This is a genomic window from Candidatus Hydrothermales bacterium (genome assembly GCA_039630235.1).
Taxonomy (GTDB): Bacteria; Hydrothermota; Hydrothermia; order Hydrothermales; family JAJRUZ01; genus JBCNVI01.
Window position 1 is genome coordinate 1 of sequence record JBCNVI010000014.1, and the last position, 13,701, is coordinate 13,701.

A 13,701-nucleotide genomic window follows, 5' to 3' on the forward strand; every position below is an offset into this window, starting at 1 on the left:
ACTTGCTGCCTAAAATAGGTAGCGGGCTTACTTCAGAGGTCCCTGCTGAAGTAAAGCCTTTAGATAAAGGGGCTAGCCCAGTAAGGTTATCCCCTTCCCTTACTGGGGACACTAAAAAGGGGAAGGTCTTCTCCTTAAGTGCCTGTCCTTGGGGGAAGACTAAAATAAAGACAGGCTAAGCATGTAGGCCCGGTATCCAAACCCTTTCGGACGGGGGTTCAAATCCCCCCACCTCCATTATGCCGGGGTGGCGGAATTGGAAGACGCGCCGCCTTCAGGAGGCGGTAGGCTTTAAAGCCTGTGCGGGTTCAAATCCCGCCTCCGGCACTTAAAAATTAAACTATTATTTCTTAAATTTAAATTCTATTAGTTTTTTTCCATATTTTCCCCTTATCATTTAGAATTAATGAAACCTCCGAAAATAATATTAACTTTAAAAAATAATGAAATTTTAACTGACCTTGAAATAGATAAAGAAACACTAGATTTATTGGGTAAAAGAAACTTAAAAGAATTAAAAATTAAAGGTGTAAATTATAATGTCGAAAAGATAAATCTCAAACATCTAAATGCTGAGCTATTTATTCTCAAAGAAAAATCAAGAACTAAATTAAAAGAAGAAGAATTAAATTATTACACTCAAAAGCTCTTAATAGAAAAATACCTAAAACAAAAAAACGAACTAAACACAAAGTTAGATTTGTTAATCAAAGCAGGAAAATTTTATGCCGAAGTTAAAAGTATCAAAAAAGTCTTAAAAAAAATAATAAAAGAAATAAAAGAAAACTTAAAAGTCGAAGTCGTCTCAATATTTAAAGTTGATAAAGAAAATAAGAAAATTTCTTTTTACGAATTTACTAAAGGAGAAGAGGAATTAAAAAGCATAGAAATTGAGTGGGGTAAAGGAATTGTAGGTTATGTAGCAAAAAACAAAATCCCAGTTATTGCAAATGATGTTTCAAAAGATGAAAGATTCTATAAAGAAATCGATATAAAAACTGGATTTAAAACAAAAAACCTTATAGCCTTCCCTTTAATTGTACAAAAAAAATTAATAGGTGTTATTGAGGTGATAAATAAAATTGATGGAGAATTCACAAAACGCGATCTTGAACTTATATCTCTTATATCATCCCAAGCTGCCATTGCTCTTCAAAATGCTCTTTTATATAAAGAACTCGAAGATTTATTTTGGGGAACCATTACTGCTCTTGCAAACGCTGTTGAAACAAAAGATCCACATACCTCAGGCCATGTAAACAGAGTAACAGAGCTTTCTGTTAGTCTCGGGAAAAAAATCGGTCTAAAGGGAGAAAAACTAAGAGAATGTAAACTAGCCGCCATTTTACATGATATTGGCAAAATAGCAATTCCTGATAGTATATTAAAAAAACCTGCAAAACTTACAGATGAAGAGTATGAAATAATTAAAACTCATGTTTTTCATGGAGCAAAAATCCTTGAGCCAATACCAGGCATGAAAGGTGTAATCAAAGCAGTATTACATCATCACGAAAGATGGGATGGTAAAGGGTATCCCCAAGGTTTGAAAAAAGATGAAATTCCAATCATTGCAAGAATAATAGCAATAACAGATTCATTTGATGCTATGAATTCAGATAGACCCTATAGAAAAAGATTACCAAAAGATGTTATAATAAACGAATTAAGAAAAAATGCGGGTACCCAGTTTGATCCAAATTTAATAGAAATTTTTCTTGAGATGGATGACGTAAAATTTATTTTAGAGGAAAATGCGAGGGTGGCGGAACTGGAAGACGCGTCAGATTTAGGATCTGATGGGTAAAACCCGTGCGGGTTCGAGTCCCGCCCCTCGCATTTCTCTAAAAAATGAAAATCTTCATATCAATAGACCTAGAAGGAATACCAGGTGTTGTATCTCAAGATCACGTAAAAAAAGACGGAAAAGACTACGAAAGAGCAAGAAAATGGATGACACAACACCTAAACGCCGTAATAAACACCTTAAAAGAAACAGGAATCAACAAAATTTTAGTGAATGACTCTCACGGCGATATGACAAATATAATCTTAGATGAAATTCCTGAAGATGTTGAAATTATAACAGGTAACCTGAAAAAGCTCTCAATGATCGAGGGTATAGACGAGTGTGACGCAGGAATTTTTCTAGGTTATCACTCTAAGGCTGGAAGTTTAGGTGTCTTAGATCATACCTACTTTGGAAGAGCCGTTTATGAGGTTAGAATAAATAAGATTCCCCACGGCGAATTTGGAATAAACGCCCTTGTAGCAGGATACTTTAACGTCCCCATCATTTTTGTAAGCGGAGACGATGAAACTATCAAAGAAGCAAAATCACTAATTGAAAATATCGAATACGTCATAACTAAACAGAGAAGAAGCCGCTTCTCTGCTAAAAACTTTTCTTTTAAAAATATTGAAAGAGAAATAAAAAATAAAATACCCTCTGCCATCGAAAAATTTAAAAATAAAGGAATTAAACCGTTAAAAATAGAAGGAAGTGTTGAAATTGAAGTTGACTTTGTAAATACAGCTATGGCTGATATAGGAGAAATAATGCCAAAAACAAAAAGAATATCACCTCGAACTCTTTACTATAAAGCAGACAACATAATAGAAGTATACATGGCACTTAGAACTTGGATAACCCTTGCAAGCTCCGTTATATAAATCTTAAAACGAAACTTTGTATCCTAAAGCCTCAACCTCCCCCTTAATCTCCAAAAGCCTTTCTCTTTTATCTATTAAAAATATTGCCTTTTTATTTTCAAGATCTATAGTTATATCTTTTGCACCTAACCTTTCAAGAACCCTATGCACACTTTTAGCACATCCTGCACAAACCATTCCCTCAATATAAATTTCAACTTTTTCCATGTTCCACATATTCTAAAATAAGATCTCTCAATTTTACAATAATCTCATCAAAAAAGGATGGACCATAATGCGAGAGAAAATCATAGGGTAAAACTAAAATTTTCACCTTTCCAAATCTTTCTTCTAAATTTTTGACTAAAAAATCCCTATCAATCTTTTCGCTATGAGGCTCATATAGCAAAATATCAAACCCTAATCTCTTTGTTTCATTATCATCAGGTACAAAATAACTCTCTCTTTTAAAGTTATATATATTTTCAAGACCAAGAATTTTAAGACCATCACTTATGTAACTTGAAGCCCCTATCGTAATTTTACCTCCTAAGTAAACCTCATAGTAAACCCTCATATTAAATCTACTCTCTTTTAAGAGTCTTATAACCCTTTCCAAATCCTCTACTAACTTATCACTTTCCATATCCTTGTTCAAAATTATACCTAATTTTTTGATATTGTCAAAAATTCCGTAGATTGTTTGAGGTACCGGTAATACAAATATCTTGTAGCCCCTCTCTAAAATTTCATATGAAACTTCTCTCTGTGCCCCAGATGTTGTAAGCACAAGATCAGGCTTTAGCTCTTCAAGCTTTTCCCACAAAACATTCAAATAAGAACCAACTCTCACAAAATTTTTAAGTTTCCCGAAAGGTCTTCTACAATAAAAACTTATTCCAACTAGCCTATCTTGAGCATTTAGTCTAAATAAAGTATCAGTTATGTCCGGAGCAAGCGATACTATTCTTCTTGGATCATCCGGTATCTCAATCTTTCTACCAAGAAACTCTGAAAAAATCTCCAAAAATAAAAATTTACTAAAAACCTCTCAAAAGCAAAATTAACATAAAAGTTGCACCAATAACTATGTAAAAGGCATAATCCTGCACTACTCCAGTCTGAATTACTCTTAACGATCTTCCTATCCTCCCTGTAGTATACACCACCCAATTAACAAGACCATCAACAATGTGCCTGTCCCACCAAGAAGCAAAAACCGAAAACAAAATGAGAATTTTTCTATAAATCCACTCAAAAACATCATCAATATAATATCTTTTCTGCAAAATAGTATAAATTAAAGAAAATCTTGATTTTAAGTTCGTGACAATGAGGGACTTAACTGAGTAAAGATAGTAAGAGGAAAGCAAGCCTAAAAAAGCTAAAAGAAGTGATAGAATTTTGGGAAGGCCTGAAGCTTTAGTGTGATGAAACTCAGTTCCCTGAAGATAACTAAGTAAATGCGACAATTTTTCATGATAAAATCCAGCGAAGATCGAAAAAATTGCAAGGAGTATAAGAGAAAAATTCATTGAAAAATCAGGATCATGAGCATGTTTTGCCTCCTCTGTCCTTGGCTTTGTTAAAAAAGCAACAGTATATGCCCTACCCATATAAAAGGCCGTCAAAAAAACAGTCAATATTAGAAAAATAAAGGGAATTTTGTTAGTGTAATAATAAGTTTTGATTATAATTTCTTCCTTAGAGTAAAAGCCTGAAAATGGAGGTATACCACATAAGGCAAGTGCCCCAATAGCAAATGTTATAGACGTTATAGGCGCCTTTCTAAAAAGCCCCCCCATATGCCATATAGAATTAGAATGAACAGCATGGATTGCCGCTCCAGCTCCTAAAAATAAAAGAGCCTTAAAGTAAGCATGAGTGAAAAGATGGAAAAAGCCCGCTACAACTGATCCAGCACCTAAAGCTGCCATCATGTAACCAAGCTGTGATATCGTTGAATATGCCAAAACTCTTTTTATATCCTCCTGAACTAAAGCCATAGTTGCCGAAAGAAAAGCAGTAAAAGCTCCAATTATAGTAATTATCCACATCACATTTTCAAAATGATTAAAAAGGGGAAAAAGCCTCGAAACAAGATAAACTCCAGCAGCAACCATCGTAGCAGCATGAATAAGGGCAGATACAGGAGTAGGACCTTCCATCGCATCAGGAAGCCATATGTGCAAAGGAAACTGCGCAGATTTACCCACAGCACCACAGAAAATAAGAAGCAAAACAAGTGAACCAAGCGTATAGTTCTCAGCTAAAATATGGGGCTTATTTATTAACTCATGAACATCAATCACTCCAAATTTAAAATATAAAATTAAAATACCAATAATAAAACCTACATCTCCTAACTTAGTTATCCAAAACGCTTTAAGCGCTGCTCTTGCTGCCTCAGGTTTATAGTAGTAAAAACCTATAAGAAGATAAGAACAAAGACCTACAAGCTCCCAAAACACAAATATCTGCAAAATATTTTTTGATAAAGTTAAACCTATCATCGAAAAGGCAAATAGAGAGTGATAAGCATAATATCTCCCAAGAGACGGGGGAGTCTCTTCAGACATATAGCCAAGAGAGTAAACTTGAACTGAGAAAGCTACTAGAGCAACGATAAATAGCATAATTGCAGAAAGCTTATCGAGGTAGAAACCAAAGTATATTGAATCAGCCCCTGCTAAACCCTTTTTTATACCTGCCGGTAACCATACAATCTCCCTAAATATAGGCTCTTTAAGCTTTTCTATATTCAAAATAATAACAACACTCAAAACAAGTGAGAGGAAAATAGCACCAATTGAGAGATAAGCTGAAAACTTGCCTTTTTTTCTAGTGAAAAAACCGATTATCAGAAAAGAAATAAACGGTGCCCACCAAGAAATAAAAGATAAGGTTCCTAAATCCATCTTTTTCCTCCTTTTATCCCTTTAAAATTTCAATTTCATCAGCATTTGAAGTTCTTCTTAATCTGAAAAGAAGAATTATTATTGAAAAACCAACAACAACTTCTAAGGCAGTTATCGATATTCCAAACAAAATTGTTAAAACACCGGAGGGCTCGCCCCAGGCAAAGGAAAAAAGTCCAAAATTTAGATTTGCACTGTTAAAGATAAGCTCAAGAGAAATTAAAATTCCTAAGGCGTTCCTCCTCGACAAAACCCCATATAAACCTAAAGAAAAAAGGAAAATTGATAAGAAAAAAACTGCCTTAGGTTCCATTTTTACCTCCTATTCCCTTTTTGATAACAATATAGCCCCCATAAAGGCAACTAAAAGCAAAATAGATAAAATTTCAAAAGGTATCAAATATTTACTTTGAAAAATTAAGCTCGGAAGAAACGTTACATCCTTTTCAAGACCCACTGGTACAAAATAAAATGTCTTTCCTATAAGTAGTAAAAGCAGGAATATTATTAAGGCAAAAAGACCGGTTGTAAAGGGATTTCTCACTGTATTTTCAAGAGGTCTCATTATAGACTCCTTAGCTAGCATAATAGTAAATATCATCAAAAGCACTACTCCTCCCACATAAACCAGAATCTGAGTCCATCCTACAAAATCATAACCCATAAAAAGATAAAGTAAACCTGTACCAAAAAGTGTTAAACCAAGATAAAGGGCACTTCTAAAAAGATCCTTTGTCAAAACAGTCATAAGGCCTGAAAGAGCTGTTAAAACTAAAATTAAAAAGAAAATTAACTTCATTTTATCACCCCCTGTTTAATGCGGTGAAGTTCTTTCTTTTCTTGGAGGAGCTTGCATATTCCTAAGGGTACTGCCTAAGCTAACTGAACTTTCGTACTTTTTAGCGTACTCAACCATTTTTTCAAGAGTCAAAAACATCTCTTCGCGAGATAAAGCTGCCCATCCTGGAACTTTAAGCATAACAATTGCATCGGTTGGACAAACCTGAACACATAACTCACAAGCAAGACAAGCTTCTAACTCCAAAGTAAACACCTCAGGATAAGTTCTTCCTGACTTATTTTTCCCCTTAGCTGGAACAACTTTAATTATCTCTGATGGACATATCTGCTCACATAACTTGCAAGCAATACACTTAAGATCACCATTTTCATCCAAGGTTAGACCAAAAAGTGGCCCCCTAAACCTGGCAGGAATTTCTCTTTTTCTATCCGGATACATTAAAGTAAAGGGTTCTCTAAAAAAATTTATCGCTGAAACCTTTAAGACTCTTAGAACACTTAAAACTTTAGTCATTTTATACTCCTTTTAGAAAAGAAGTTTCCATAGAGAAGCTAAAAAAAGATTTATAAGTGAAATTGGGAAAAGATATTTCCATGAAAAAATGATTAATCTATCAATTCTTATCCTTACGAAGGACCATCTTACTAAGAGGAAAAGGATTAGCATGATGAAAGTTTTAAAAAGAAGCCAAAAAATTTGATATAACCACTCTGGACCAAAAGTAGGATAAAAGCCCCTGTATCCTCCCAAAAATAAAATTGATCCTAAAACCGAAAGGGCAAGTATGTGTACATACTCTGCTGCATAAAAAAGGGCAAATTTCATCCCTGAGTACTCAACGTTATAAGCTGCAACAAGCTCACTTTCAGCCTCAGGAACATCAAAGGGGACTTTGTTTTCCTCTGCAAGACCAGATATTACAAAAATAATAAAGGCAACCCATCCAAATACAGGATAAAGTGCAAATGGAACTTTTTGAGCTTGAACAATGTCGTTTGTTCTTAAAGACCCCGCAAGAACTACTGGAATAAGTGCTGAAAGAATAAGGGGGATTTCGTAGGAAACAACCTGTGCACCTGCTCTAAAGGCAGAAAGAAGTGCATATTTTGAATTACTCGCCCATCCTGCAAGAAAAACTCCAAAGACCATTAGGGAAGAAACAGCAAAAAAGTAAATTAGACCTACTGATAAATCTGATATGTATATATTTTTTGCTACAGGTAAAACTGGGAAAGTAAGAAGTGCGCCCACAAATACTATGATAGGTGCAATATTAAAAATTTTTTTATCTGCCTGTTCAGGAACTATATCCTCTTTTAGAAGAAGTTTTAAAACATCTGCAAAGGGCTGTAAAAAACCATGAGGTCTTCCAACATAATAGGGACCCACCCTGTTATGGAGCCTTGCTGCAAACTTCCTCTCAATCCAGGTAATATAAAGCACTATAAAAAGTGCAACAAAAACATAAATAATAGTTAAAAGAATTGTCCCAATCATCTTTCAAGTCCTATCTATCGACATCACCAAAAACAGGATCAAGTGAACCTAAAATTGCAACTACATCAGCTACAAGATGTCCTTTAAGCAAAAAAGGTAAAACTGAAAGATTTGAAAAGGAGGGAGCTCTTATTTTCATACGATAGGCAACTGGTTTGCCGTCTGAATAGATATAATAACCAAGCTCACCTCTTGGAGACTCTATAGCTACATAGACCTCTCCAGGTGGTGGTTTTATAGCTACCTTTACCTTAACAGGCATCTGAGAAGAAATAGGGTCCTCAGGTAAACCATCGAGTGCCTGTCTTATTATTTTTATTGACTGCCTCATCTCTTCCATCCTTACCCTAAACCTATCAAACACATCCCCCCCATCGAAACAGGGCACATCAAAATCAAATTTGTCATAGGAAGAATAAGGAACCGCTTTCCTTAGATCAAACTTTACACCTGACCCCCTTAAGACAGGACCTGAACAACCGTATTCCATTGCCACTTCCTTAGGCAAAACCCCCACCCCCTTTGTTCTATCAATAAAAACAGGATTGTTAACAAGCATCTCTTCATACTCATTTATTTTATCTTCGACATCTTTAAGTATTTCCTTTAAATCCTTTTCAATACCTGGATAAACATCGTATCTTACTCCTCCTATTTGCATTAAATGTGGATGTAGTCTTGAACCTGTCATTTTTTCAAAAATATCCAAAATTTTCTCTCTTTCTCTAAAGCAGTATAAAAAGATGGTCGTTCCTCCACCTAGTGCGCCACCAAGGTCAAGACAAAAAGTTCCAAGCCACACAAGATGTGAGGCAATCCTTGATAGTTCTGAAAAAAGTACTCTTATATACTGGGCCCTTTCAGGAACTGGAATATTTGCAAGTTTCTCTACCGCAAGAACATACCCAAACTCATTAGTAGTTGCAGATAAATAATCATTTCTATCTAACATAGGTAAAAACTGAATATATGTATAAGTCTCTCCGAGTTTTTCTACCCCTCTATGGAGAAAGCCAATATCTGGTTTTGCATCGACTATTTTTTCTCCTGAAAGCTTAAGTATTAACCTTAAGACTCCATGAGTAGATGGGTGTTGTGGCCCCATGTTTAAAACTATCTCTTCCTCAGGTTCAAAAACTCTTATATTCCCCTCCATTTTATACCACCCTTTTTAATATTGTTTTTTTCTATAATCATACTTTTCAGGCGCCCTATTTATTTCATAATCTTTTCTTAAGGGATGTCCCTCCCAATCCTCTGGTAAAAGTATTCTTCTTAAATCAGGGTGATTTTTAAACTTAACACCAAAAAGATCATATATTTCTCTTTCCATCCAATCGGCCCCCTTATAAAACTTATATGCAGAGGGAATCTCTTCATCTTCTTTTAAAAAAGTTTTAAAAATTAAAGTCTCGCCACTCTGGGGATCTCTCACACAGTATATAATTTCAAACTCTTTTCTTTCTGGAAAATGGCAAGCCGTAATAAAAGAAAGATAAGGGAAAAGGCCTTTTACTTTTTCCATAAAATGATAAAACTCCTTTACAGGAAAAATTAAAATTCCATCTTTAGTTTCTTCAAGATTAAATTCCTTTTTTAAGATTTCTTTTTTCATTTTAGAGAAACCTCCTCGATTAACTTCTGCAATTTTCTAATACCCTCAATTAGGCCTTCAGGGGTAGGAGGACAGCCAGGAACATAAACATCAACTGGGATAATTCTATCAACGCCCGGAACTACCGAGTAAACGTTTCTATAAAAGTCACCGGAAATTGCGCAGGATCCCATTGCGATGACCCACTTAGGTTCTGGCATCTGGGAGTAAAGTCTTTTTATTCTCTCAGCCATTTTTGCTGTCACTGTTCCTGCCACTATCATAACATCAGATTGTCTTGGTGTAGCTCTTGTTATTACACCAAACCTTTCAAGGTCAAACCTTGAGGCATAGGTTGCCATCATCTCAATAGCGCAGCAGGCAAGTCCAAACGTAAGAGGCCATAGGCTTGACTTTCTTGACCAAGCAAAGATCTTCTTTGTGCTCGTAAGAATAAGACTTCCCCCTGGGAATCTCTCTATATAGTTCAAAAAGCTATTTAAAACTCTTGAGTAATAAACTTCTTCAGGTTTAAATTTTATAATTTCTTCCATAATTTTAAACTCCCTTTAATCCCATTTAAGGGCTTTCTTTTTAAGTGCCCATATCCAGCCTAAGGTCAAAATTAGGACAAAGATAAAAATCTCAATAAAGCCTAAAAAACCTAACTCCTTAACCCTTATTGCCCACGGTAATATAAATAAAACCTCAATTTCAAATATTAAAAAAGTTAAAACTACTAAATAATATCTAACAGGGTATCTTGACCAAGCCTCTCCGATTGGGATTTCACCAGATTCGTAAGGAATGTACTTTTCAGGTTCTCTCTTCTTTGGAGCAATTAACTTCGGTAAAATTAACATTAAAGAGACTAAAAGTAAAGAAATCAAAAAAACTGTTAAAATTCCTATATAGGTTTTCATTAAATACAAGTAAAAATTGGGATAGAACCTCTTAAGGTCTTTCTAATTTTATAAAAAAAAATTTGAAACTTTCAAATATGAGTTTTAAAGAATTTTCTTTCCCTTTCCTACAATCAGATTAAAGGCATCTTGAAAATATCTTGTTTTATCCCTTATCTCTTTTGGAACTTTTTCACAGTAATATTTCCATGATTCCATTATTTCTTTTTTAAACTCTTCCTTCAAATTGTCCTCTTTTAGAGCTTTTTCCCATCTTTCCCTATAATAATTTATAATGTCTTTAGCGAGGATCTTAGCTAGTCTTATAGCTCTCTCGTGAAGTTTGCGCTCATCAGGGGGAATATCCGGTGGAATTTCTAGCTTTATCTCTTCCTCTTTTTTTTCACGCACCTCTTCCCTACTTGTTAAAGTTCTCTGTTTAATTAGTTTTTCAGGAACTTTGATAACAAAAACCGTTTTACATTTAGGACATCTTATCTTTGATCCTGGCTTTACAATCTCAGTGTCTACCTTATATTTAGTTTCACATCCTGGACACTTTACGATTAAAATAGACATCTTTTGATTATATTAAAAAAGCCCTAAAAAAACAAAATTGTGATTTCTATCAATTGACTAAAGGTTGTTTTTCTATTATAATTATTTCCTAAGGTTCAATTCCATATTTTTAGTAAAATATTAAACTATGAGAAAAGCGGTAGAAATCTTTTTAAATAGTGCTAGCACTTTTACTTACCTGTAAAAGAGAAAAAAAGAAACCAATGGAACCACCGTTTACACCAACAAAACCTACCACAACTCCAAGTGTTCCAGAACCTGGATTCACAAGCAGCCCAACTATACTCAACCCTAACCAAGCTCCTGACACTACTGTAGATGAGTATGTCTCATTGGCTTCGGAGATATCAAATTCCGTAGTTACAATATTTTCCACAATTAGTGATTCCCTTAAGTTTAACTTTTCTTTTGAATCAAGCTCAAAAAGTTCAAATCAGATAAAAACTTTTGGAACTGAGGGAAGGTACGTTTTTACTTGGGACACTCTGGGTTTAAAGTATACACTTATACTTATTCTTGATCAAAATTCAATAATAGAGTCCCTATTTGTGCATGGTACCTATCGAGACACAGTAGGAAATAGAGTATATGAAATTAATCTCAATAACTATCTCTTTCTTGATCTTGCATTTAAATATATAACTACAGACGGAGATACTTTTGGAGATGGTGTAATAAATTTCTACAGCAATAAAGATACATTAGATAAAGACTGGGATAACTCAGAGATCTGCTTCAATCTCTTCTTTACTTTCTATGTAAGAGAAGATACTGTAAATCTCTCCTACTTTGTTGATACTCTTCATAGAAAGGGAGAAAGACACGATAAAGATTTTAACATCTTTGAAATTTTTGGCGCCAAAAAAACAAACTTTGTACACGCAGGCGTCTCCGCTTACCAATGGATACTATACCATGTAAAGGATTATTTAGACAACAGATGGGATGAAGTTGATTATGTTTACAATCCTGGATTTGAACCCACAACTTTATTATCTAAATTCTTTTTCCCAAAAAACGTTTATAAAATTATACCTAAAACGAAAAAAGTGTTAAAAATAATAAGGACTCAAAATAAAGAAATTAATAAAATGATAAATTGTACCGGATGGTACTATGTCTTAAGATTTGAGATTAATCCAAACTATACTCGAAGCAGAGATACAGCAAGAATCTTCTACGACGAAGGGGAGGACAATGAATATCCAACTTACCCAAATGGACCTTTCACCGTTCCACCCTTTGATTTTGGATACAACTGGTAAATCTTATCTAATTTAAATGTTTAAATGAACCGATCTCGATAGTTTAAAAACAGGAGGGACTCTAAAGTTTTTTATCACTTGAGTTTATAAAAATAAAAAACAAAATTGTATAGTCATTACACGTTTTTGGGGGTCTGCACAGAGTGTGGAACAAAAATTCAGGAGGGGTTTTTATTTTGCCCATTTTGCGGAAAGAAATTAAAAGAAGAAAAAAAAGAAGCTGAAAAAAGATGGATAACTGTAATTTTTACAGATATAAAAGGATTCACATCTCTTTCTGAATCTCTAGATCCTGAGGCTGTCCATAAAATAGTTGACACTCTCTTTAGAGAGCTCACAGAGATAATTGAAAAAAGAGGAGGATACGTAGATAAATACATAGGTGATGCGATAATGGCTCTCTTTGGAGCTCCAAAATCTTACGGAGATGATACTGAGAGAGCTTTATACTCGGCACTTGAAATACAAGAAGTTCTAAGGCAAAGAGGAATCACTGCGAGAATAGGTATAAATTCAGGCTTTGTTCTAGCTGGCAAGATAGGTAAAGGAAGAGAAGGTGATTACACCGCTATAGGAGATACAGTGAATATAGCTCAAAGAATTGAATCAATATGTGAACCTGGCAAAATTTGGGTTTCTGAAAACGTGTATAGAGAGCTTAGAGACAAGTTTAATTTTAAACCCCTGGGTCTATTCGAATTAAAAGGGAAAAAAGAAAAAGTAAAGATCTTTGAGGTCATTTCTCCTAAAAAAGTTGAGGAGGAGGATTTTGTATTTTACGACAGAGAAGAGGAGCTCTCCCTGCTTGAGGTTATCTTTAATGATATAAAAAATGGGCCATTTTTTGTTCTTGTAACTGGGGAGGCTGGTGTTGGTAAAACAAGACTAATTAGGGAATTCATAAAAATAAAAAACATAAAACCAATTTTTCTTTTCCCTACCCCTTTCTCAAGAGATTTTCTGTCTGAATGGGAAGCTTTGTTCAAAATTGCCGAAAAAGATTTCCCAACAATAAAGGAGTCTCTCTTTTACCTAAAAAATTTGATAAGAGAAAGGGGATTTGAGGAAACGAAGTATTCTCTAATATATCTAATCAGAAGGATTCTTTTGAAAATTTCAGAAAGTTTTAAAGTTATTGTAATTGAGAAACTCGGATATTGGGAAGAACTTTCAAGAAAATTAATCTATGAACTTGTAAATGAACTTGAGGAAGTACCTCTAATGTTTCTAATTACTGAAAGAAAAAGGAACATAAACTTTCCTCAAAATAAAAAAGTTATTAAAATTGAGTTAAAACCTTTAGAAGAACCGGAATTTTCAAGGTTCCTTGACAAAATCTTTATTGAAGTCAAAAACAAAAATTTATTTTACTCAAGAACAGGAGGAAATTTCTCGTTTTTGAAAACTCTCTTAAGCTCACTTGAGGAAGAAGGCTTTATAAGGAGAAAGAATGGAAAATTAGAGATCTTGAGGGAAATTAATGAACTTGACT

Annotated in this window: 15 protein-coding genes, 2 tRNA genes and 1 other RNA gene; 6 read left to right on the forward strand and 12 right to left on the reverse strand. The window is 34.3% G+C overall.

Features of this window, described 5'->3' with window-relative positions:
- The 4 genes from ssrA to ABDH49_08810 all read left to right on the forward strand — a co-directional run.
- Positions 1 to 240, forward strand: a transfer-messenger RNA (tmRNA) gene (gene ssrA, locus ABDH49_08795); the annotation flags it as partial.
- Between the two features lies 1 nt (position 241).
- Positions 242 to 327, forward strand: a tRNA-Leu gene (locus ABDH49_08800).
- Positions 328 to 1,756: 1,429 nt separating this feature from the next.
- A tRNA-Leu gene (locus ABDH49_08805) sits at positions 1,757 to 1,839 on the forward strand.
- A 12-nt stretch (positions 1,840 to 1,851) separates the two neighbouring features.
- Positions 1,852 to 2,673 (forward strand): M55 family metallopeptidase, encoded by an 822-nt coding sequence (locus ABDH49_08810; GenBank protein MEN3047052.1) that lies wholly within the window; start codon positions 1,852 to 1,854, stop codon positions 2,671 to 2,673.
- Positions 2,674 to 2,676: 3 nt separating this feature from the next.
- Here the strand turns inward: ABDH49_08810 and ABDH49_08815 are convergent, their stop codons facing one another.
- The 12 genes from ABDH49_08815 to ABDH49_08870 form a co-directional block, all read right to left on the reverse strand.
- Positions 2,677 to 2,880, reverse strand: coding sequence for a heavy metal-associated domain-containing protein (locus tag ABDH49_08815; protein MEN3047053.1), 204 nt, complete (start codon positions 2,878 to 2,880; stop codon positions 2,677 to 2,679).
- Positions 2,867 to 3,679: a helical backbone metal receptor gene (locus ABDH49_08820; GenBank protein MEN3047054.1), complete on the reverse strand. Its 813-nt coding sequence runs from the start codon at positions 3,677 to 3,679 to the stop codon at positions 2,867 to 2,869. The genes ABDH49_08815 and ABDH49_08820 overlap by 14 nt, the downstream gene beginning before the upstream one ends.
- 13 nt (positions 3,680 to 3,692) lie before the next feature.
- A complete protein-coding gene (nuoL, locus tag ABDH49_08825) occupies positions 3,693 to 5,570 on the reverse strand; it encodes an NADH-quinone oxidoreductase subunit L (GenBank protein MEN3047055.1) in 1,878 nt (625 codons plus the stop codon).
- A gap of 13 nt (positions 5,571 to 5,583) precedes the next feature.
- Positions 5,584 to 5,883 carry an NADH-quinone oxidoreductase subunit NuoK gene (nuoK, locus tag ABDH49_08830; protein ID MEN3047056.1) on the reverse strand — a complete coding sequence of 100 codons (300 nt, stop codon included), beginning with the start codon at positions 5,881 to 5,883 and terminating at the stop codon, positions 5,584 to 5,586.
- Between the two features lie 9 nt (positions 5,884 to 5,892).
- On the reverse strand, positions 5,893 to 6,369 hold the full coding sequence (locus ABDH49_08835) for an NADH-quinone oxidoreductase subunit J (protein MEN3047057.1): 477 nt from the start codon (positions 6,367 to 6,369) through the stop codon (positions 5,893 to 5,895).
- 15 nt (positions 6,370 to 6,384) lie between these two features.
- Positions 6,385 to 6,885, reverse strand: a complete 501-nt coding sequence (locus ABDH49_08840) for an NADH-quinone oxidoreductase subunit I (protein ID MEN3047058.1) — start codon at positions 6,883 to 6,885, stop codon at positions 6,385 to 6,387.
- 12 nt (positions 6,886 to 6,897) lie between these two features.
- Positions 6,898 to 7,869, reverse strand: a complete 972-nt coding sequence (nuoH, locus tag ABDH49_08845) for an NADH-quinone oxidoreductase subunit NuoH (protein MEN3047059.1) — start codon at positions 7,867 to 7,869, stop codon at positions 6,898 to 6,900.
- Between the two features lie 10 nt (positions 7,870 to 7,879).
- Positions 7,880 to 9,025 (reverse strand): NADH-quinone oxidoreductase subunit D, encoded by a 1,146-nt coding sequence (locus tag ABDH49_08850; GenBank protein MEN3047060.1) that lies wholly within the window; start codon positions 9,023 to 9,025, stop codon positions 7,880 to 7,882.
- Positions 9,026 to 9,040: 15 nt separating this feature from the next.
- A complete protein-coding gene (locus tag ABDH49_08855; GenBank protein MEN3047061.1) occupies positions 9,041 to 9,484 on the reverse strand; it encodes an NADH-quinone oxidoreductase subunit C in 444 nt (147 codons plus the stop codon).
- A complete protein-coding gene (locus tag ABDH49_08860; GenBank protein MEN3047062.1) occupies positions 9,481 to 9,954 on the reverse strand; it encodes an NADH-quinone oxidoreductase subunit B family protein in 474 nt (157 codons plus the stop codon). The genes ABDH49_08855 and ABDH49_08860 overlap by 4 nt, the downstream gene beginning before the upstream one ends.
- Before the next feature lie 78 nt (positions 9,955 to 10,032).
- Positions 10,033 to 10,386, reverse strand: coding sequence for an NADH-quinone oxidoreductase subunit A (locus tag ABDH49_08865; protein ID MEN3047063.1), 354 nt, complete (start codon positions 10,384 to 10,386; stop codon positions 10,033 to 10,035).
- An 84-nt stretch (positions 10,387 to 10,470) separates the two neighbouring features.
- The gene (locus ABDH49_08870) at positions 10,471 to 10,944 is read right to left on the reverse strand and encodes a zinc-ribbon domain-containing protein (protein ID MEN3047064.1); all 474 of its coding nucleotides are present in this window, start codon (positions 10,942 to 10,944) and stop codon (positions 10,471 to 10,473) included.
- 203 nt (positions 10,945 to 11,147) lie between these two features.
- On the opposite strand from ABDH49_08870, the gene ABDH49_08875 reads away from it, so the two are divergent.
- Both ABDH49_08875 and ABDH49_08880 read left to right on the forward strand, forming a co-directional pair.
- The gene (locus tag ABDH49_08875) at positions 11,148 to 12,209 is read left to right on the forward strand and encodes a hypothetical protein (protein ID MEN3047065.1); all 1,062 of its coding nucleotides are present in this window, start codon (positions 11,148 to 11,150) and stop codon (positions 12,207 to 12,209) included.
- Positions 12,210 to 12,335: 126 nt separating this feature from the next.
- On the forward strand, positions 12,336 to 13,701 hold a 1,366-nt coding region (locus ABDH49_08880), incomplete at its 3' end, for an adenylate/guanylate cyclase domain-containing protein (protein ID MEN3047066.1).